Below are 19,374 nucleotides of genomic sequence, written 5' to 3'. Positions count from 1 at the left end.
GGGGAGTATCACGGAGCGGGAAGGGGGTGCAGGCGGTGCGAGCGATCAGCGGACTCTGGCGCTGGCGGCGCAATCCACTCTGCCGCGCGACCGACCTGGCCGAGGCATGGGTGGCGCTGGCCTCCCTGCTGCTGATCCTGCTGGTCTCGCCGGTGGCCGGCTCACTCGTCGGGGGGTCGGCTCAGGACGCGCTGCAGCGCTCGGTGCGGGCCCAGCACGAGGCGCGGCATCCGGTGACCGCCACAGTGGTCCGCAAGCTGGACCGCTCCCCGCTGGACTCCGACCCCGAGACCTCGTCGGGCCGGGATCTGCGCAACCGCGTCCTCGCCGACTGGACCGCGCCGGACGGCACCGCGCACCAGGGCCCCGCCCTGGCGAGCCTCAAGGACCCGCAGCAGGGCGACACGTTCCGGATATGGACCGACCGGCACGGCCGGATGGTGCCCCGCCCGCTCGACTCCGCGACCGCCTCGACGCACGCGGTCCTCGCCGGCTTCGGCGCGGCCCTGGCGACGGCCGGTCTCATCGAGGGCGGCAGACGGCTGATCGTCTGGCGCATGGCCCGCCGCCGGTACGCCCGTTGGGACCAGGCATGGGACCGGGCGGGCCCCGACTGGGGCAGGACGGGCACCGGCAGCTGACGGCCTTCCCGCTCTGGTCAACCCACCACCCGCGCGCACGCTACGGTGGTCCGGCCGAACCGTTCGGCACAACCCGCGCGCGAGCGAGCCTCAGGGACGCGCCGGTGTCGACGCCGCGTGCGCGCCCAGGCCCCGAGGGCCGGGCTCGGTCGCGGTCGCGACCCCGGCCGGAACGTCCCGACGGCGGACGAGCCATCAGTACGACCGAGGTGGGGGCACGGCTACACCATGGCACAGGGCACGGTCCAGGTGACGCACACCGGCACGTCGCGGTGGCGGCGCCGCACGGGTGAGTACGCATCGCTCGCCGCCGCCCTGGAGGCCGCGGCCGACGGAGACGTCCTCACCGTCGCGCCCGGCACCTACCGGGAGAACCTCGTCCTGCAGCGCGCGGTGACCCTGCGTGGTCCCGAGGGCTCCCCCGGCTCGGTGCGGATCGCGCCCGTGGACGGCGTGCCGCTGACCGTACGTGCCTCGGCCGTGGTGCAGGACCTGCACGTGGAGGGCCAGGACGCGGCCGCCCCCGCCGTGCTGGTGGAGGAGGGCACCCCGGAGCTGCGGGACGTGCGGGTCGTGACGCGGTCCGCGGCCGGGATCGAGGTGCGTGGCAGCGCCCGGCCCACGGTGCGGCGCTGCGCGGTCGACAACCCTGCGGGCATCGGCATCGCCGTGGTCGACGGCGCGGGCGGGGTCTTCGAGGAGTGCGAGATCGTCGCGGCCGGCCAGGCGGGGGTGGCGGTGCGCGGCGGCGCCCACCCGCGTCTGGAGCGCTGCCGGGTGCACCACACCTCGGGCTCGGGCCTGTCGGCGACCGGGGAGAACTCGGCGCTGGAGGCCGTCGGCTGCGAGGTGTACGAAGTGAGGGGCAGCGGTGTGCAGATCACCGGCCGGGCCACCGCGCACCTCACCGACTGCGATGTGCACCGCACGACGTCCGACGGCGTCACGCTCGACACCGACGCGGTGCTGACCCTCGCCGACTGCCGTATCCACGACATCCCGGAGAACGCGGTCGACCTGCGTTCCCGTTCCGTTCTCACCCTGACCCGCACCACGGTGCGGCAGTTCGGGCGCAACGGCCTGTCGGTGTGGGACCCGGGCACCCGGGTGGACGCCAACCAGTGCGAGATCTTCGACAGCACGGGCGACTACCCGGCGGTGTGGGTCAGCGACGGCGCCACCGCCGTACTGGACTCCTGCCGGGTGCACGACGTGCCGGACGCCCTGTTCGTCCTGGACCGCGGTTCCCGTGCGGACGTCGTCGACACCGACCTGTCGCAGGTGCGCAACACGGCCGTGTCGGTGAGCGACGGGGCGACCGCGCAGCTCGACGACTGCAGGATCAGGGAGGCGGCGACGGGCGCCTGGTTCCGCGACCACGGCAGCGGCGGCACACTCAACGGCTGCACGGTCGACGGCACCCAGACCGGCGTCATCGTCACCAAGGGCGCGGACCCGACCGTGGAGCGCTGCACGATCGACTCCCCCGCGGAGGCCGGTGTCTATGTCTCGGCCGGCGGCCGGGGAAGCTTCCTCAACTGCCGGGTGACGGGCAGCGGCGGCTACGGCTTCCACGTCATCGACGGCAGCCGTACGACGCTGCGGAAGTGCCGCACGGAGCGGTGCGCGCGCGGGGGGTACGAGTTCGCGGACAGCGGGGCCGACGGGGCCTCCGGCGCGGCGGGCCCGCTCGTCGAGGACTGCACGAGCGACGAGAGCGCGGGGCTGCGGGCGCCTGCGGCGCGGGAGACGGCCGTGCAGACGGTGAACCACTCCCCCGGCCTGCTGGGCGGGGTCCCGGGACCGCGCACCGAGCAGGCGCCCCCGACGCCGGTCGCCGAGCCCGAGCAGCCGGCCCGGACCTCCAAGGACGTCCTCGGTGAACTGGACGCGCTGGTGGGCCTGGAGAGCGTCAAGCGGGAGGTGCGGGCACTGACCGACATGATCGAGGTAGGCCGGCGCCGTCAGCAGGCCGGTCTGAAGGCGGCCTCGGTCAAGCGGCATCTGGTCTTCACCGGCTCCCCCGGCACCGGCAAGACGACGGTCGCCCGGCTCTACGGCGAGATCCTCGCCTCCCTCGGCGTGCTGGAGAAGGGCCACCTCGTGGAGGTGTCCCGGGTCGACCTGGTCGGCGAGCACATCGGCTCGACGGCGATCCGCACCCAGGAGGCATTCGAGAAGGCGCGCGGCGGCGTGCTGTTCATCGACGAGGCGTACGCGCTGTCCCCGGAGGACGCGGGCCGTGACTTCGGCAAGGAGGCCATCGACACGCTGGTGAAGCTGATGGAGGACCACCGGGACGCGGTCGTCGTGATCGTCGCGGGCTACACGGCCGAGATGGAGCGCTTCCTGTCCGTCAACCCGGGCGTGGCGTCCCGCTTCTCACGGACCATCACCTTCAGCGACTACGGCCCCGAGGATTTGCTGCGGATCGTGGAGCAGCAGGCCGACGAGCACGAGTACCGGCTCGCGCCGGGCGCTGCGGAGGCCCTGCGGAAGTACTTCACGGTGCTCCCCAAAGGCCCGGCGTTCGGCAACGGCCGTACCGCACGGCAGACGTTCGAGGCGATGGTCGAGCGGCACGCGAGCCGGGTCGCCCAGCTCCCGGAGCCGAACAAGGACGACCTGACGCTGCTGTTCGCCGAGGATCTGCCCGAGCTGCTCTGACGATCCGCCTAGGCGCCGGGCGGCTCGGGCCGGCGGCGTGGCGACGGCACCTCCGGATGCTCCGAGCGGCCCCCCGCAGGCTCCGCAGGCGTTGCCGGGAGCTCCGAGGGCGCCTCGGGCCGCAGCCGGGCGAGCAGGGCGCGGCGTTCCTCGGCGAACACCGGGTCCGCCTGGTAGTCGGAGTGGCCGAGAATCGGCGCCGGCAACGGCAGCAGATCGGTGCGGCCGTAGGCGAGGGGGTCCATGAGTGGGGCGTGGTCGACCTGGGTACCGCGATCGCCCGGCAGGCGCATCGGGCCGCCGATGGGGTCGGTGAGCCGGTAGAGGTTGCGCCAGCAGTCGACGTCCCGGTGCAGGGAGCCGAGTGCGGCGGGCCCGAAGTGGGCCGGGAACCACCGGCCGTAGAGGCGCTCCAGCGGGGAGCCGTAGGTCAGGAGCGCGACGCGTTTGCGGGCGGACGGGGCGAGTTGCCAGGCCGCGGCGGCTGCGAGGACGCTGCCCTGCGAGTGCCCGGAGATGACCAGCCGCCCGCCGGTGACGCGGGTCCAGGTCGCCATCCGCCAGGTCAGGTCGGGCACCGCGCGCTCGGCGTAGCAGGGCGGGGCGAAGGGGTGGGAGGCGCGTGGCCAGAAGGTGCCGACGTCCCACAGGATGCCGATCGTGCGGCGGGCCGCGGGGTCCTTGTAGGCGCGCCGGCCCCAGGTGACGAAGAGCACGAAGCCGAGGCCGATCAGCCAGGAGCCGAGGGCCTGGGAGGTCTCGGCGGCGCCGTGGACGACGGGGTGGGCGCCCTGGGCGGCCTCGCCCGGGGTCTCGTCGGTGGCCAGGGCGCCCACGAGGGCTCCGGCGCCGAGCAGCAGGGTGATGCCGGAGGTGACGGCGACGACGCGGGGCCCCCGGTCGGTGAGCGAGGCCATCGCACGGGTGTTGGCGATACGGCGGGTGCGGGCCCGGTCCTGGTGCTCGTCCGGGTAGTCGAGTGCCACGGCGGTGCGCTCGGCTCGGGCGAGCCGCCAGGCGCGATGGGCCAGCCAGCCGAAGAGCCCCAGCAGGACGACGAGCAGCGGCGGGATCACGGACGCCTGCCAGGTCAGCAGCACCGGCGGGCCCTCGATCGACGCCCTGGTGCCGTCCAGCCAGTCGGACACCCGCTGGGAGACGCCGCCGGACATCACGCCGCCGAGCGCGCAGGCCAGCATCGCGACCGCGGGTCCGCCCAGGCCTCGCAGCACCGCCCGGCGGTCGGGGTCGGTGCGGTGCAGGGCGTGGGCGACGATCCCGAGGACGATCACGAGCAGGCCCTGGACCAGGGCGATCCCTCCGAAGGTCGTGTCACCCGGCAGCCGGCCCTCCGACGTCCACCCCGGGCGCTCCCACCCGGCGTACACCACGGTGAGGGCGAGCAGCGCGAGCGCGGCGAGCGGCAGGCGCCGCACGAAGCCCTCGTCGAGTTTCCGGTCCAGCCGTCTCTCGCTGCGGCCGCGGCGGCACACCACCCACACCACGGCGACCGCACAGAGGGCGAGGGACGCTTCCAGGAGCAGCCCCAGGGTGCCGAGCACTGCGGGGCCGCCGGGGCGGCGGTCGTGGCGGGCGGCGGCGCTGCCGACGGCGGCCGCGACGGTGATCAGACCGGCGGCGGTGTGCGCGGCGCGCAGCCGGGCCACCAGCCGGCGCCCGTACCAGAACCCGGGACGGCCGAGGGCCGTGGGGCCGCCGTCCGCTTCGGGCCCGGGGGCACTCTCGATGGGCTGCTGGGACTCGTAGTCGCTCCAGGTGCGCCGGGACAGGTACCACAGCAGCACGGTCAGGGCGGTGGGCGCGGCGGCGGCCAGGGCGAGACGGCGCCCGGGGGCGCTCCACCAGCCGCCGTCCGAGACGGTGGGTGAGAGGAAGCCCAGCCAGGAGTGGCGGTCGGCGCACGCGGCGGTGCCCGCGCACTGCCAGGCCGCGAGGTCGAGGGCGACCTCGCAGGCGGCCGCGACGAGCAGCACGGTCAGGGTGAGCGCCGCGAGTCGCACCAGCAGGCCGTACAGCCGCACGGTCCGGCGGCGGCCATGGGCGGCGGGGCGCATCCAGTGGGCCAGGTTGACGACCATGAACGGCAGCAGCAACAGCCACAGCGCGCGGGTGCCGTTGCCGGAGGTGAGGTTGCACCACACGTAGGCCTCGGGCACCGGCCCCTCGCGGCGCCGCCCGCCGGAGCCGTGCTCGGCGTGGACGTCGTCGGCGCGCCGGAAGACGGCCGCGGTGTGGTCGCCGGTGATCCGCACCGTCCGCGGATCGTTGAGCATCTCCTGCGGCGTGGTGCCGCCCACGCCGTGGACCAGGAGCTCAAGGGCGGGTCCGCCCTCGCCGCGCCGCGTGGCGGGACCGTCCGGTCCGCCGTTCGACGCCTCTTCCTGCGCGCGTTCCACTGATTCGCACTTCCCCCGTGACACGCCGTCGGCTCTGTCCGTGCCGGCACAAGGATCTCCCCTTCCGCGGCGCGGCACACCCCCTGTCACGGAATCTCACCGATCTGTGATGAAGCGGAGCGAGCAGACGGGCGGGCGGGTGGCACGGGCGCGGCGAGCGGTCGGTGGCACCGTCCGCCCCCCGACATGCGAGGATGGGGCGTCCTCGCATCACGGCCGGGAAGAATGTCCTGGTAGGGGCCGGTATGTGCGGGGCGTGTCGACGGCATTGAGGCGAAAGGACCGGAGCGTACGTGAGCGAGAATCAGAACCTCCTCGCGGAGCAGCGGCGATCCCTGATCCTCGACGAGGTCCGCCGCCGGGGCGGCGTCCGGGTCAACGAGCTGACCCGCAAGCTGGGCGTGTCGGACATGACGGTCCGCCGTGACCTCGACGCGCTCGCCCGCCAGGGCGTGCTGGAGAAGGTGCACGGCGGCGCGGTGCCGGTGGTCGAGGCGAGTACGCACGAACCGGGCTTCGAGGCGAAGTCCGGTCTGGAGCTCACCGCCAAGGAGGACATCGCACGCGCCGCGGCCAAACTGGTCGCGCCGGGCGCGGCGATCGCCCTGTCGGGCGGTACGACGACGTTCGCGCTGGCGCACCAGCTGCAGGACGTACCGGACCTCACGGTGGTCACCAACTCGGTGCGGGTCGCGGATGTGTTCCACGCGGCGCAGCGCACCTCGGGCCCTAGGCAGGGCGCGGCCACGGTCGTGCTGACGGGCGGGGTGCGCACGCCCTCCGACTCGTTGGTGGGGCCGGTCGCCGACCAGGCGATCGCGGCACTCCACTTCGACCTGCTGTTCCTCGGCGTGCACGGCATATCGGTCGAGGCCGGGCTGTCGACGCCGAACCTCGCGGAGGCCGAGACGAACCGGCGGCTCGTGCAGTCGGCCCGCCGCGTGGTCGTGGTCGCGGACCACACCAAGTGGGGCAAGGTGGGCCTGAGTTCGTTCGCCGCGCTGGAGCGGGTCGACACGCTCGTGACGGACGCCGGCCTGCCGGAAGAGGCGCGCGGGGTGGTCGCGGACCATCTGCGGCGGCTGGTGGTGGCCGGGGAGCCCGAGGACGCCGAGGACATCTGACGGCTCTTCAGCCGGGGTGGCGCAGTGCGCGTCACCCGCTCCCCTCGGGGGTCCGGCCGCCGTGCGGCCGAGGGCCAGGGCTCAGTCGGGCCAGACGCCCGTCTCCAGGAGTGAGTCGATGGCGGCCGTGTACGGCTGGATGTCCAGCCCCTGAGCGGCCAGCCAGGCATCCGAGTAGTACTTGTCGAGGTAGCGGTCCCCCGGGTCGCACAGCAGGGTCACGACACTGCCCTGCCGGCCGGCGGACACCATCTCGGCGACGATCTTCAGCGCGCTCCACAGCCCGGTGCCGGTCGAGCCGCCGGCCTTGCGGCCGATGGCGCGCTCCAGGGCCCGGACGGCGGCGACGCTGGCCGCGTCGGGCACCTTCATCATCCGGTCGATCGCGCCGGGCACGAAGCTCGGTTCCATCCGGGGCCGGCCGATGCCCTCGATCCGGGAGCCGCAGTCACAGGTGACGTCCGGATCGCCGGTGGTCCAGCCCTCGAAGAAGCACGAGTTCTCGGGGTCGGCCACGCAGACGCGGGTGTCGTACTGCATGTAGTGGACGTAGCGCGCGAGGGTCGCGGAGGTGCCGCCGGTGCCCGCCGTGGCGACGATCCACGCCGGCTCGGGAAACCGCTCCAGGCGCAGCTGGCGGAAGATGGACTCGGCGATGTTGTTGTTCCCGCGCCAGTCCGTGGCCCGTTCGGCGTAGGTGAACTGGTCCATGTAGTGGCCGCCGGTCTCGGCCGCGAGGCGGGCGGACTCCGCGTACATCGTGCGAGGGTCGTCCACGAAGTGACAGCGGCCGGAGTGGAACTCGATGAGGCGGATCTTCTCGGCGCTCGTCGTGCGCGGCATGACGGCGATGAAGGGCACGCCGATCAGCTTCGCGAAGTACGCCTCGGAGACGGCCGTCGAGCCGCTGGAGGCCTCGATGACGGGCCGGTCCGGCCGGATCCAGCCGTTGCAGAGGCCGTAGAGGAAGAGGGAACGGGCCAGACGGTGCTTGAGGCTGCCGGTGGGGTGGGTCGACTCGTCCTTCAGGTACAGGTCGATGCCCCACCGCTCCGGCAGGGGGAACTGGAGCAGATGGGTGTCTGCCGAGCGGTTGGCGTCGGCCTGGACTCTGCGGACGGCTTCCTTGAGCCACGTCCGGTAGGCGGCGTCGCTGTGGTCGACGTCGAGGGTCACGCCGGTCCGGGTCTGCTGAGAAGTGCTCACGGGGGCTCCTAACGCTGCGCGCCGACGACGCGTCGCGCGGCCGACACCTCCGATCATAAGCAGCTGGCGCACGCGCTTCTCACCTGCATAAACGCACCTTTGAGCCCCCCAAAGCGCCCCCAGGAGCAGAGCCGGGGCAAGGGGGCGCGTGGTCCCGGAGGCGCATCCGCGAGCGTGCTGCGGGCGCCCCCCGGCGAGGGGGCCGCGGGCACTGGTGCTCGACGCCGGGCGGGGGCAGACTGCACGGCGGGACCAAGGCCCCGGACGGGGTGACCGCAGGGATACGACGCGCCGACCGGAGGGGAGCACCCCTGCGGACGGGGCACACTGGAACAGGACACGAGCCGACACGAGCCCGTACCGGGCGTCGCCCGGAGCGAACCGGTACACCGACGCACACCAAGGGGGCGGGTGGCATGGGAGAGCCGGAGTTCAGGGCCACGGGCGTGCGGATCGGGAAGCGGCTGCGCGCTCTCACCCGGGCCGGGCAGGTCCGGATCAACGACGGCCGGCTCGAGCTCCTGACCAGCTACGGCAGTGAGATCGACAGCGCACCGGTGCAGGCCGTGCGCGCCTCCAAGCCATGGTTCGGCCCCGATGACCGGGCCACGGCGGATCTCAACGGCAAGCGGTACCTGCTCACCCTGGGCGAGAACGATCCCGCACCGGGAGAGCCGGGCCCGCCGGCCGCGCGGCGCTTCATCGAGGCCGTGCGCAGGGCAGCGGGGCGTGGCGACTGAGATGTCCGCGAGTTGCGGTACCTCACCCCCTGCGTCACTCTGGTCTCACGTCACTCTGGGTTTACCGGCGATAACGCTGCGAACCAGCCCGCCGGACACGACAGCAGGCGGCAGTGTCACGCAGGCGCCCTGCTGGATCCGAATCCCGTGTTCTTCCGGACCTCACGTCGGGGAGTCGCAGCCGTGATCAGCTACCCAAGCAGGCACTGCACGGTGGAGCTCCAAGCCCTGCCGTCGCGGATCGGCCAGGTCCGCAGAATCGTATCTGCGCAACTGCGCTACTGGCATCTGGATCCCCTGATCGACCGGGCCTCGCTCGGCGTGACGGAGCTGTTGTCCAACGTCCACCGGCATGCCCAGCCCGACAAGACGTGCACCGTGGAGATAGAGCTGCTGCTGGACCGGCTCATGGTCTCGGTGCGCGACGGCGATCCCCGCATGCCCGTGGTGGAGGACCCTCACGACATCGCACCGATGGCGACCTGCGGACGCGGTCTCGCCATGGTCGCCGCCATGAGCGAGAGCTGGGGCGTCCGGCCGGACGGCGAGTCCGGCAAGGTCGTGTGGTTCACCCTGCCGACATCCGCCCCGGTGATGACGGCGCCGTCGCTCCGCACCCGGCGCGGCGCCCAGGAGAAGCCCGCGCGCAGGTTCGCCGAGGTCGGGGCTCCCACCGACGGACTCCGGCCCGATCATGCTCCCGCCCGGTCCGCCGTTGCCGGCTGACCGGGCGGTGACCAGCCTCCCCCTCGCGCCCCGGGGGCGTGCGCCGTCACGTGCGTTCCCGCTGCGCGCGCCACCGTCACTGTGACGGCTCCGCGCGCCACCCCACCGTGTCGCGACGGCACGCCCCGGTTGCGGGCGTGCCGCGCGCCGGGGTGGCCGCGGCCGGGGCGCTGCAGCGCGATGCCGCCGCCGATCACCAGCGCGCGGATCACCGGGAAGAGCAGGATCCACGGGCCGGGCCCGCCACCGTCGCCGAAGTTCGCCGTCGCCCTCGACTTCTGTAACTACTGGTATGTACAGTACGACTCATGAGCACCCCGGAACGGCTGATCGAGTCCACCCGTGAACTGCTGTGGGAGCGCGGCTACGTGGGCACCAGCCCCAAGGCGATCCTGGAGCGCGCGGACGCCGGGCAGGGCAGCATGTACCACCACTTCAAGGGCAAACCCGATCTCGCCCTGGCCGCGATCCGGCGGACCGCCGAGGAGATGCGCGCCACCGCCGCGGGAGTACTCGACGGCCCGGGCACGCCCTATGAGCGCATCGAGGCGTACCTGCGGCGCGAGCGGGACGTGCTGCGGGGCTGCCCGGTCGGCCGGCTGACGATGGACCCGGACGTCATCGCGAACCCCGAGCTGCGCGCGCCGGTCGACGAGACGCTGGACTGGCTGCGCGGGCGGATCGCCGGAATCGTCGAAGAGGGCAAGGCCCAGGGCCAGTTCGCCCCTGGCATGGACGCCCGGGAGATCGCGGCGGCGGTCGTCGCGACCGTCCAGGGCGGGTACGTCCTCGCCCGCGCCTCCGGCTCCCCCGCCGCCTTCGATGCAGGGGTCCGGGGACTGCTCTCCCTGCTGGCACCCCGGTCCGCCTGAGGAGACTTCCATGCACGCCATGCAGTACGAGCTCACCCTGCCCGCGCGCTACGACATGGGCATCATCCGCGACCGCGTCGCCCGTCGGGGACATCTGCTCGACGACTGGGACGGGCTCGGCCTCAAGGCCTACCTGCTGCGCGAGCGCGGGCTACGCGGTTCGCCGGTCAACCAGTACGCCCCCTTCTATCTCTGGAACACCGTCGACGGCATGAACGCCTTCCTGTGGGGCGGCGGGTTCCAGGGGGTGAGTGACGACTTCGGACGGCCGTCGGCGCGGCAGTGGACGGGACTCGCGTACGAGGAAGGGGACGGTTCGCACGCGCGGTTCGCGGTGCGGAGGCGTCAACCGGTGCCGGTCGGAGAGCCGTTGGCCGATGCCGTGGAGGACGCGGTGGGCGAGGCCGGGCGGTTGGCAGCGCAGGACGGTGCCCTGCTCGCCGCCGCAGCCGTCGATACGAGCCGCTGGGAGCTGGTGCACTTCTCACTCTGGGAGCAGGATGCGCCGCCCGGGGCCGAGGGTGACCTCTTCGAGGTACTGCACCTGTCCGCGCCGGGCCGTGACTCGCTGCCCCGAGGACGCCGGTGGTGAGCGCCGTCCGCACGGTGCTGGGAGACGTGTCCCCGGCGGACCTGGGCGTGTGCGACGCCCACGACCATCTGTTCTTCGGCAGTCCCCGGCTGCCCGGCCAGGAGCTGCGCAGCGTCGTGGCGGCGCGAGCGGAGCTGGCGGCGTTCAGGGAGCAGGGCGGCGGGGCCGTCGTGCAGTGGACGCCGTACGGGCTCGGGCGGCGGGTCGCCGATCTGCCGCCGCTGTCGCGGGAGACCGGTGTGCACGTGGTCGCGGCGACCGGTCTGCATCAGTCGGTGCACTACGACGAGGACACACTCGCCGGGCTGCGGAACCGGCTCGCCGAGGTCTTCGTCTCCGAACTCGCCGAGGGCATCGGCACGTCGGGGGTGCGGGCGGGGCTCGTCAAGGTCGCGGGCGGGTTCCACGCACTGGACGCGCACGCCCGCTGGACCATGGCGGCGGCGGCCGAGGCGCACCACGCCACGGGTGCGACGATCGCCGTGCACCTGGAGCTGGGGACCGGCGCACTGGACGTACTGGACCTGCTGTGCGGGCGGTTGGGGGTGCCGCCGCACCGGGTGGTGCTCGGGCACCTCAACCGCTCCCCCGACCTGGTGGTGCACCGGCAGGCGGCGGAGTACGGCTGCTATCTGGCCTTCGACGGGCCGTCCCTCGCCCACCACGCCACGGACTGGCGGATGCCGGACGCCGTACGGGCCTTGGCCGACGGTGGGTTCGGCGACCGGCTGCTGCTGGGCGCGGACACCACGACGGCCGCCGCCCGCTCGGTGGACGGCGGCCCCGGCATGCCGTACCTGCTGCGCCGCGTGCGGCCCCGGCTCGCGCACGCGGTGGGCGAGGAACTGGTACGACGCATCCTCACGGAGAACCCGGGCCGGGCGTTCGGGGCCGAGTGGCGCCGCCCGGGGCGGTGACCGGCCTCAGCCGCCGGCCTGGTCGCTGTCCTTCATCGAGCCCCAGCCGTGCCAGCGGTCGACCTCGATCCAGGCACTGACCCGGGGGCGGACACGGTCCGGGTAGGGCTTGCCGGTGTAGTGCCGGGCGAGGAGGTCGATGTCGGCCAGGTCCTCGTCGGCGTACGTCTCGGTGACGCGGCCGATGAGGGTGACGTGGGTGTACCAGTCCTCCCCGGCGAGGACGGTGAGGGTGACGCGCGGGTCGCGACGCAGGTGCTTGAGGCGTACCCGGCCCTCGTCGAGGTTGATCAGCACACGGCCGTCCTTCCACGCGTACCAGGTGGCGGTGGACACGGGCGCGCCGTCGGAGCGCAGCGTGGCCATCACGCACGGGTTGGGCTTGCTCAGCAGGGCCTGGGCCTCGGGCGGCAGCGGCGGCTTGGACATGGGAGGAACCTCCTAGGAACCGGTCTTCTCTTCGAAGCTTGCGAAGTAGGCCGCGACCATGTCCTCGTCGGCATGCCCCTGGGCGGCGGCGCGCTCCATACGGGCCGCTGTCGCCTCGGCGACGTCCAGACGGGCACCGTTCCGCGCTCCGGCCTCTACGATCAGCCGGGCGTCCTTGGCGGCGGTGGTCACCGCGAACTGGGGCGGCGTGAGCCGGTCCTCCAGGACGAGGGCGGACTTGGCGCGCAGATAGCCCATGTCGAGGGGGCCGCCGGCGACGAGGTCGAGGAAGCCGTGCGGGTCGACGTCGAGGGCCTTGGACAGGGCGAGGGCCTCGCCGGCGGCGGCGGTGACGGCCAGGACCCAGCTGTTGGCCACCAGTTTCAGGCGAGTGGCAGCGGCCGACGCCCCGTCCTCGCCGCACCACACGGTCCGGGCGCCGACGGCGTCGAAGACCGGTGTCACCTGCTCGCGCCCCTCGGCGGGGCCGGCGGCGAGCACGGTCAGCTTCCCGGCCTCGGCGGGCTGACGGGTGCCCAGGACGGGGGCGTCGTAGAAGAGAAGGCCGTGTTCGCGGGCGAGGGCGGCCAGTACGGCGACCCCCTCGATGCCCGCGGTGGTCGACTGCACCCAGACGATGCCCGGGCGCAGGGCCGGGGCGGCCTGTCGCAGGGTGTCCAGGGCGGCGGGCCCGTCGTGGAGCATGGTCAGGACGACATCGGCGTTCTCGACCGCCCGCGCGGGGCTGTCGGCGATGTCCACGCCCTCGGCGGCCAGCGGCTCGGCCTTGGCCCGGGTACGGTTCCAGACGCGGACGGTGTGTCCGGCCCGGGCGAGATTGCGGGCCATCGCGGCGCCCATGATGCCGGTGCCCAGGACGCTCACGGTGAGAGTGTCGGTCATTGCGTCAACTTCCTCGGTGGTGCGGTGCGGGCGGACTGCCTGCGGACCAGCCTGCCCGCTCAGCGGCGCGCCTTCCCGGAAGCGGCGCGGGCAAGCCTGATCCGGTGGGGTCACTCTCGCGGCCTGGCGCCCGGCGCCGGCTCACGTCTGCGGCGCGAGCGCACCCAGCGGATCGTCCAGGACCGGCTGCCAGGCCAGTTCCGCCGCACCCACCAGGCTGTTGTGGTCGAGGGTGCAGGGCAGGATGGGGACACCGCCGCTCTGGCCCCACAGGCTCCGGTCGGCCACGACCGCGCGCAGCCGGCCCGGGTCGGCGTCGAGAAGGGTGCGGTGCAGACCTCCGAGGATGATCCGGTCCGGATTGAGGATGTTGACCAGGCCGGCGAGGCCGAGGCCGAGGCGGTCGATGAGGGCCTCGGCGGCGGTGCGGACGCCCGGGTCGTCGTAGTGGTGGCGGATCAGGTCGATGGACTGCTGGAGCAGGGACACCTCGGGGCCCGGTTCGCGTCCGGCTTCCGTGAGGAAGGCCAGCGGGTCGGTCTCCACGTCGAGGCAGCCGCGGCTGCCGCAGTGGCAGGGGCGGCCCTCGGGGTGCACGGTGAGGTGCCCGACCTCCAGCGCGAGGCCCGAACTCCCCCGGTGCAGGCGGCCGTCGAGGACGAGCGCGCCGCCGACGCCGCGGTGGCCGGTGGCCACACAGAGCAGGTCGCGGGCGCCTCGGCCGGCGCCGTGCCGGTGCTCGGCGAGCGCGGCGAGGTTGACGTCGTTCGCGGCGAACGCGGGCCCGTCGATGCCGGCGGCGCGCACCTGCTCGGCGAAGATGTCCCGCACGGGCGCGCCCGCGGGCCAGGCCAGGTGGAGCGGGTTCAGCGCCAGTCCCTCGGGTTCGGCGACGGCGGAGGGGACGGCGAGGCCCGCTCCCACACACCGCAGTCCCGTCGTGCGCAGCAGTTCGGCGCCGGCCGTGACGACGGAGGCCAGTACCTTGGCCGGGTCGGCGTCGACGACCTCGCAGCCGGGTGCGGTGGCGACGATCCGGCCGCCCAGTCCGACCAGCGCCGCCCGGAACCCGTCGGCGTGCACCTGCGCCGCCAGAGCGACGGGGCCGTCGTCGGCGACGGCCAGTCGGTGGGAGGGCCTGCCCTGGGAGCCGGCCGCGGCGCCGGGCCGGGCGTCGACCCGGATCAGCCCGAGTGCCTCCAGCTCGACGGCGACCGCGCCGGCGGTCGCGCGGGTCACCCCGAGTTCGGCGGTGAGCACGGCCCGGGTCGGCGCGCGTCCGGTGTGGACGAGCTCCAGCGCGGGCCCGAGTGCTCCGCGTCCCCGGTCCAGCCGCGCCCTCGAAGTGCTCCCGTTCCCCGCGTGCCGGGGGTCCGCCTTCCCGCTCATGAGGGCGAGTCTCCCATGATCCGCCGGGATGGTGGCCGAGCATGCCCGCCGGGCCCGGCCGTGCGCCCGGGGACGCTGTCCGGCGGGCGCTGGAGGCCGCTCACGCGGAGCGTGATGTTGAGCCGCCCGGTCAGCCCCAGCCCCGGCGGTGCCGTCCCGGGGTGGATGCGGGGGACCCCGTGGTAGGCGAGGCGGGAGGGGCCGCCGAAGACGAACAGGTCACCGCTGCGCAGCTCGACGTCGGTGTAGGGCCTGGTGCGCGTCGCGGTGTTGCCGAAGCGGAAGACGCAGGTGTCGCCGAGGCTGAGCGACACCACGGGTGCGTCCGACTTCTCGTCGCTGTCGCGGTGCATGCCCATCCGGGCGTCGGCGTCGTAGAAGTTGATCAACGCGATGTCGTAGTCCGGGCCGGGTCCGCCGAGGGTGTCGCGGACCGCCCGGCGGCCCAGTTCGCCGAGCCACGGCGGGAACGGCTTCACCGGGGCGCCGTCCCCGTCGGCGACCGTGCGGGCGTAGGCGTACGGGTACCAGTGCCAGCCGAGGCAGACCTGCCGGGCGGTCATGGTGCCGCCGCCGGGAGTGCGGACCGTGCGCAGCCCGGCGGGCGGCAGGGCCCAGTCGCGGCAGGCGGCGAGCAGCGCCGACTGGCCTTCCGCGTCCAGCCAGTCGGGCAGGTGCACGGCGCCGGGCGCGACCTGCGTACGGGCCCTTGGGAACAGCTCGGCGTCCATGCCTTCCATGGTGCCCGACACACCCTGAGCTGCGGCTCGGCTGGGCCTGTCGTTCGGATCAGGCCCCGCGTCTGCGAGCTGATCCGAACGACAGGCCCTACCCTGGTCGCACGATGGACGACCGTATGACGACGCCGTGGGGCGAGCCGGCGCTGACCCGTTTCCCCGAGGACCCGCGCGACCGGCTGCGCGCCTGGGACGCCTCGGACGAGTACCTGCTGAGGCACCTGGCCGCGGAGCGGGTGCCGCTGGACGGCTCGGTCGTGGTGCTCGGGGACCGCTGGGGTGCGCTGGTCACGGCGCTCGCGGCGCACCGTCCGGTGCAGATCACCGACTCCTGGCTCACACAGGAGGCGACCCGCGTCAACCTCGCGCGGGCCGGGGTGGAGCCGGGTGCGGTGCGGCTGCTCACCACGCAGGATCCGCCGCCGGAGCGGATCGACGTGCTGCTGGTGCGGGTGCCGAAGAGCCTGGCGCTGCTGGAGGACCAGCTGCTGCGGCTGGCGCCGGCCGTGCACGCGGGGACGGTCGTGGTCGGCACGGGCATGGTGAAGGAGATCCACACGTCGACGCTGCGGATGTTCGAGCGGATCCTCGGCCCGACCCGCACCTCCCTCGCCGAGAGAAAGGCCCGGCTGATCTTCTGCACGCCGGACCCCGCGCTGGAGCGGCCCGCCAACCCGTGGCCGTACGTCTACACGCTGCCGGACGGCATCGGTCCCGCAGCGCACGGGACCGTCGTCAACCACGCGGGGGTGTTCTGCGCCGACCGGCTCGACATCGGGACGCGGTTCTTCCTCAGCCATCTGCCCGACGGGCGGGGTGGCCGGGTGGTGGACCTGGGGTGCGGCAACGGGGTGGTGGGTACGTCGGTGGCGCTGGCCGACCCGGGGGCCGAGCTGCTGTTCGTGGACGAGTCGTTCCAGGCCGTGGCCTCGGCGGAGGCGACGTACAAGGCGAACGGGGTGCCGGGGCAGGCCGAGTTCCGGGTAGGGGACGGGCTGGCGGGCGTGCCGTCCGGCAGTGCCGATCTGGTCCTGAACAACCCGCCGTTCCACTCCCACCAGGCGACGACGGACGCCACGGCCTGGCGGATGTTCACGGGGGCGCGGCGCGCGCTGCGACCGGGCGGGGAGCTGTGGGTGGTCGGCAACCGGCACCTGGGGTACCACGTCAAGCTGCGGAAGCTGTTCGGCAACAGCCGGCTCGTGGCGAGTGACCCCAAGTTCGTGGTGCTGAAGGCCGTCAAGCGGTAGCGGTGCCGAGGGTCTCCAGGGTTCTCGCCACCGCTCGTGTCATCGCCTCCCGCGCGAGCGTCAGGTAGCCGCGCGGGTCGACCGCCTCGCGCCGTTCGGTGAGGAACTCCCGGATCGCCCCGGTCAGCGCGATGTTCAGGGCCGTACCGATGTTGACCTTGGTGATGCCGCCCGCCACGGCCGCCGTGAGCTCGTCGTCCGGGACGCCGGAGGAGCCGTGCAGGACGAGCGGGACGTCCAGTGCGGCCGACAGGCGTTTCAGCAGGGCGTGGTCGAGGGCCGCGGTGCGGGTGGTCATGGCGTGGGAGCTGCCGATGGCGACGGCCAGGGCGTCCACCCCGGAGTCGGCGACGAACGCCCGCGCCTCGTCGGGGTCGGTGCGTGCGCCGGGGGCGTGCGCGTCCAGCGGAGGTCTGCCGTTCTTGCCGCCGATCTGGCCCAACTCGGCTTCGATCCACAGCCCTTGGGCGTGTGCCCAGGCGACCGCCGCCCGGGTCGCCGCGAGGTTCTCCGCGTAGGGCAGCCGGGCCGCGTCGTACATCACGGAGCTGAAACCGGCGTCCGCGGCCTGGTGCAGGAGGGCGTCGCTCTGTACGTGGTCGAGGTGCAACGCGACCGGAACGGCGGCGTGTTCGGCCGCGACGACGGCAGCGCGGGCGAGCGGGAGCAGTTGTCCGCCGCGGAACCTCACCGCGTTCTCGCTGACCTGGAGGACGACGGGGGCGCGGACCGACTCGGCGCCCGCGACGACGGCCTCGACGTGCTCCAGTGTGATGACGTTGAAGGAGGCGACGGCGGAACCGGCCGTCGCGGCACGGGTGACGAGGTCGCCGGTGGTGGTGAGGGGCACGGGTTCTCCTGGGCCTTGTCCGGGTCGGGTCGAGGGGCATCTGCTGCGGCCTGTCGTCGCCTCCCGTGTGCGGGGCCGAGCGCCCGCGGCGTGGCCTGGACGACAGGCTCCGGGTCAGGGCGCGAGGATCACCGAGCGCGTGAGGTGGCGCGGGCGGTCGGGGTCCAGTCCGCGGGACGCGGCGACGGCGACCGCGAGGCGCTGGGCGCGGACGAGTTCGGCGAGCGGGTCGAGGTGCCCGGCGATCCATGCGGCGCCGGTGCCGCGTACCTGTTCGGCGAGTCCGTCCGGCGCGTCCCCGAACATCCAGGTCGCCGTGCCCGCGGTGCTGACGCTGATGGGTCCGTGCCGGTACTCCATCGCCGGATAGGCCTCCGCCCAGGCCAGCGCGGCCTCGCGCATCTTCAGCCCGGCCTCGTTGGCCAGTCCGACGGTCCAGCCGCGCCCCAGGAAGGTGAACTGCCCGCATCGCACCAGCCCTTCGGGCAGCGGTTCGGCCAGGGCGGTGCGCGCGTCGGCGACGGCGGTCGTGGGGTGCAGGCCGAGGTGGGCGCGCAGCAGGGTGAGGGCCGTGGTGGCGAACCGGGTCTGTACGACGGAGCGTTCGTCGGCGAACTCCAGCACGGCGACGTCGTCGGCGGTCGTCATCACGGGTGTGTCCGGGTCGGCGGTGATCGCGGTGGTGCGCGTGCCACCTCTCAACCGGGCCAGCAGGTCCAGGACTTCGGTCGTGGTGCCGGAGCGGGTGAGGGCGACGACCCGGTCGTAGCGGCGGCCGTGGGGGAACTCCGAGGCGGCGAAGGCGTCGGTCTCCCCTTGGCCCGCGGCCTCGCGCAGGGCCGCTGCGGCCTGCGCCATGAAGAGCGAGGTGCCGCAGCCGACGATCGCGACCCGCTCCCCCGGTGCCGGCAGCACCTTGAGGAACCGGGATGCGTCCGACGCCGCGCGTTCCCAGCACTCGGGTTGGCTCGCCAGTTCGTCCTCGACATGCGTCATCCCGCACCCTCCGCTCCACCGGCCCGACCGCCCTGCTTGTTCCTGCAAGATATAGACACTTTTCGAGCAACATCAAGCATCCGGGCGGGTTGGGGTGCGCTAGGGTCGCCGGAGATCGAGACGTGGAGGTGCGGATGTCGCGCGACGCCCGCTGGAAGGCGCTGCTGGAACTGCTCGTGGAGCGCGGCCGGCTGGACGTCGAGGACGCGGCGGCGGAGCTCGGGGTGTCGGCGGCGACGATCCGCCGTGACTTCGACGGGCTCGCCGAGCAGCAGATGCTGGTGCGCACCCGGGGCGGCGCGGTCGTGCACGGCGTCTCCTACGAGCTGCCGCTGCGCTACAAGACGGCCCGTCACGCCTCGGAGAAGCAGCGCATCGCCAAGGCGGTGGCGGAACTGGTGGCGCCGGGTGAGGCGGTCGGGCTGACCGGGGGGACCACCACGACCGAGGTGGCGCGAGCGCTGGCCGTACGCGGGGACCTCGTGGCCGGGGCTCCCGCCCTGACCGTGGTCACGAACGCGCTGAACATCGCGAACGAGCTGGCGGTGCGGCCCCAGTTCAAGATCGTGCTGACCGGCGGGGTGGCGAGGGCCCAGTCCTACGAGCTGGTCGGGCCGCTCGCGGACGCGGTGCTCGGGCAGATCACCGTCGACGTGGCGGTGCTCGGTGTCGTCGCCTTCGACGTCACGCACGGTGCGTCGGCGCACGACGAGGCCGAGGCGGCGATCAACCGGCTGCTGTGCGAGCGGGCGGAGCGGGTGGTGGTCGCCGCCGACTCCAGCAAGCTCGGGCAGCGCGCGTTCGCCCGGATCTGCGCGGCGGAGGCGGTGGACACGCTGGTCACGGGCACGGCGGCCGACGCGGAGACGGTGCGCCGCTTCGAGGAGGCCGGGCTGCGGGTCGTCACGGTCTGACGGC

General features: G+C 73.7%; 18 protein-coding genes. 10 read left to right on the top strand and 8 right to left on the bottom strand.

Translation table 11 applies throughout. The annotated features are described in order from the left end of the window. Positions 1–35: 35 nt before the first annotated feature. Both ADK65_RS05190 and ADK65_RS05185 read left to right on the top strand, forming a co-directional pair. Complete coding sequence (locus ADK65_RS05190) at positions 36–641, top strand: hypothetical protein (RefSeq protein WP_053668630.1); 606 nt, start codon at positions 36–38, stop codon at positions 639–641. Between the two features lie 228 nt (positions 642–869). Next, on the top strand, positions 870–3,308 hold the full coding sequence (locus ADK65_RS05185) for a right-handed parallel beta-helix repeat-containing protein (RefSeq protein WP_053668594.1): 2,439 nt from the start codon (positions 870–872) through the stop codon (positions 3,306–3,308). Between the two features lie 8 nt (positions 3,309–3,316). On the opposite strand, the gene ADK65_RS05180 is transcribed toward ADK65_RS05185, so the two are convergent. Then, positions 3,317–5,725 carry a hypothetical protein gene (locus ADK65_RS05180; protein ID WP_053668593.1) on the bottom strand — a complete coding sequence of 803 codons (2,409 nt, stop codon included), beginning with the start codon at positions 5,723–5,725 and terminating at the stop codon, positions 3,317–3,319. A gap of 293 nt (positions 5,726–6,018) precedes the next feature. Between ADK65_RS05180 and ADK65_RS05175 the strand changes: the two genes are divergently transcribed. After that, positions 6,019–6,849 carry a DeoR/GlpR family DNA-binding transcription regulator gene (locus ADK65_RS05175; protein WP_053668592.1) on the top strand — a complete coding sequence of 277 codons (831 nt, stop codon included), beginning with the start codon at positions 6,019–6,021 and terminating at the stop codon, positions 6,847–6,849. 81 nt (positions 6,850–6,930) lie between these two features. Here ADK65_RS05175 and ADK65_RS05170 read toward each other — a convergent pair whose 3' ends face one another. Next, entirely contained in the window at positions 6,931–8,055 is a 1,125-nt protein-coding gene (locus ADK65_RS05170; RefSeq protein WP_053668591.1) for a PLP-dependent cysteine synthase family protein, read from the bottom strand. A 416-nt stretch (positions 8,056–8,471) separates the two neighbouring features. Here ADK65_RS05170 and ADK65_RS05165 point away from each other — a divergent pair, with 416 nt between their 5' ends. The 5 genes from ADK65_RS05165 to ADK65_RS05145 all read left to right on the top strand — a co-directional run bounded on the left by ADK65_RS05165 (position 8,472) and on the right by ADK65_RS05145 (position 11,902). Beyond that, positions 8,472–8,795, top strand: a complete 324-nt coding sequence (locus ADK65_RS05165) for a hypothetical protein (RefSeq protein ID WP_053668590.1) — start codon at positions 8,472–8,474, stop codon at positions 8,793–8,795. A gap of 183 nt (positions 8,796–8,978) precedes the next feature. Continuing rightward, a complete protein-coding gene (locus tag ADK65_RS05160) occupies positions 8,979–9,521 on the top strand; it encodes an ATP-binding protein (RefSeq protein ID WP_053668589.1) in 543 nt (180 codons plus the stop codon). 308 nt (positions 9,522–9,829) lie between these two features. Beyond that, a complete protein-coding gene (locus tag ADK65_RS05155) occupies positions 9,830–10,393 on the top strand; it encodes a TetR/AcrR family transcriptional regulator (RefSeq protein WP_053668588.1) in 564 nt (187 codons plus the stop codon). Between the two features lie 10 nt (positions 10,394–10,403). Then, positions 10,404–10,985 carry a DUF4865 family protein gene (locus tag ADK65_RS05150; RefSeq protein WP_053668587.1) on the top strand — a complete coding sequence of 194 codons (582 nt, stop codon included), beginning with the start codon at positions 10,404–10,406 and terminating at the stop codon, positions 10,983–10,985. Beyond that, positions 10,982–11,902 (top strand): phosphotriesterase family protein, encoded by a 921-nt coding sequence (locus tag ADK65_RS05145; RefSeq protein WP_053668586.1) that lies wholly within the window; start codon positions 10,982–10,984, stop codon positions 11,900–11,902. Before ADK65_RS05150 ends, ADK65_RS05145 begins: the two co-directional genes overlap by 4 nt. A gap of 6 nt (positions 11,903–11,908) precedes the next feature. Here the strand turns inward: ADK65_RS05145 and ADK65_RS05140 are convergent, their stop codons facing one another. From ADK65_RS05140 to ADK65_RS05125, 4 genes are all read right to left on the bottom strand, one after another. Further along, a complete protein-coding gene (locus ADK65_RS05140) occupies positions 11,909–12,331 on the bottom strand; it encodes a PPOX class F420-dependent oxidoreductase (protein WP_053668585.1) in 423 nt (140 codons plus the stop codon). A gap of 12 nt (positions 12,332–12,343) precedes the next feature. Further along, the gene (locus ADK65_RS05135; protein WP_053668584.1) at positions 12,344–13,234 is read right to left on the bottom strand and encodes an NAD(P)-dependent oxidoreductase; all 891 of its coding nucleotides are present in this window, start codon (positions 13,232–13,234) and stop codon (positions 12,344–12,346) included. A gap of 141 nt (positions 13,235–13,375) precedes the next feature. Beyond that, positions 13,376–14,623 (bottom strand): ROK family protein, encoded by a 1,248-nt coding sequence (locus ADK65_RS05130; RefSeq protein WP_053668583.1) that lies wholly within the window; start codon positions 14,621–14,623, stop codon positions 13,376–13,378. After that, the gene (locus tag ADK65_RS05125; RefSeq protein ID WP_234352794.1) at positions 14,620–15,354 is read right to left on the bottom strand and encodes an alpha-ketoglutarate-dependent dioxygenase AlkB family protein; all 735 of its coding nucleotides are present in this window, start codon (positions 15,352–15,354) and stop codon (positions 14,620–14,622) included. The genes ADK65_RS05130 and ADK65_RS05125 overlap by 4 nt, the downstream gene beginning before the upstream one ends. A 125-nt stretch (positions 15,355–15,479) precedes the next feature. Here ADK65_RS05125 and ADK65_RS05120 point away from each other — a divergent pair, with 125 nt between their 5' ends. Further along, positions 15,480–16,610 carry a methyltransferase gene (locus ADK65_RS05120; protein ID WP_053668582.1) on the top strand — a complete coding sequence of 377 codons (1,131 nt, stop codon included), beginning with the start codon at positions 15,480–15,482 and terminating at the stop codon, positions 16,608–16,610. On the opposite strand, the gene ADK65_RS05115 is transcribed toward ADK65_RS05120, so the two are convergent. Together ADK65_RS05115 and ADK65_RS05110 are read right to left on the bottom strand one after the other, a co-directional pair. Continuing rightward, the gene (locus tag ADK65_RS05115; protein ID WP_053668581.1) at positions 16,600–17,460 is read right to left on the bottom strand and encodes a class II fructose-bisphosphate aldolase; all 861 of its coding nucleotides are present in this window, start codon (positions 17,458–17,460) and stop codon (positions 16,600–16,602) included. The two genes, ADK65_RS05120 and ADK65_RS05115, sit on opposite strands and share 11 nt — an antisense overlap. 114 nt (positions 17,461–17,574) lie before the next feature. Then, a complete protein-coding gene (locus tag ADK65_RS05110) occupies positions 17,575–18,456 on the bottom strand; it encodes an SIS domain-containing protein (RefSeq protein WP_053668580.1) in 882 nt (293 codons plus the stop codon). A 134-nt stretch (positions 18,457–18,590) separates the two neighbouring features. On the opposite strand from ADK65_RS05110, the gene ADK65_RS05105 reads away from it, so the two are divergent. Further along, a complete protein-coding gene (locus ADK65_RS05105) occupies positions 18,591–19,370 on the top strand; it encodes a DeoR/GlpR family DNA-binding transcription regulator (protein WP_053668629.1) in 780 nt (259 codons plus the stop codon). The last annotated feature ends 4 nt before the right edge of the window (positions 19,371–19,374 follow it).

Origin of the sequence: Streptomyces sp. NRRL B-1140 (assembly GCF_001280065.1) — a bacterium.
In the GTDB taxonomy this organism is placed as follows: Bacteria; Actinomycetota; Actinomycetes; order Streptomycetales; family Streptomycetaceae; genus Streptomyces.
Note: the sequence above shows the minus strand (reverse complement) of the source record. Positions and strands in the feature narration are given on the sequence as shown.

Coding starts and splice junctions, on each gene's coding strand:
- ADK65_RS05185 (WP_053668594.1), top strand. CDS start 870: ATGGCACAGGGCACGGTCCAGGTGACGCACACCGGCACGTCGCGGTGG.
- ADK65_RS05165 (WP_053668590.1), top strand. CDS start 8,472: ATGGGAGAGCCGGAGTTCAGGGCCACGGGCGTGCGGATCGGGAAGCGG.
- ADK65_RS05155 (WP_053668588.1), top strand. CDS start 9,830: ATGAGCACCCCGGAACGGCTGATCGAGTCCACCCGTGAACTGCTGTGG.
- ADK65_RS05150 (WP_053668587.1), top strand. CDS start 10,404: ATGCACGCCATGCAGTACGAGCTCACCCTGCCCGCGCGCTACGACATG.
- ADK65_RS05140 (WP_053668585.1), bottom strand. CDS start 12,331: ATGTCCAAGCCGCCGCTGCCGCCCGAGGCCCAGGCCCTGCTGAGCAAG.
- ADK65_RS05135 (WP_053668584.1), bottom strand. CDS start 13,234: ATGACCGACACTCTCACCGTGAGCGTCCTGGGCACCGGCATCATGGGC.
- ADK65_RS05130 (WP_053668583.1), bottom strand. CDS start 14,623: ATGAGCGGGAAGGCGGACCCCCGGCACGCGGGGAACGGGAGCACTTCG.
- ADK65_RS05125 (WP_234352794.1), bottom strand. CDS start 15,354: ATGGACGCCGAGCTGTTCCCAAGGGCCCGTACGCAGGTCGCGCCCGGC.
- ADK65_RS05120 (WP_053668582.1), top strand. CDS start 15,480: ATGACGACGCCGTGGGGCGAGCCGGCGCTGACCCGTTTCCCCGAGGAC.
- ADK65_RS05110 (WP_053668580.1), bottom strand. CDS start 18,456: ATGACGCATGTCGAGGACGAACTGGCGAGCCAACCCGAGTGCTGGGAA.
- ADK65_RS05105 (WP_053668629.1), top strand. CDS start 18,591: ATGTCGCGCGACGCCCGCTGGAAGGCGCTGCTGGAACTGCTCGTGGAG.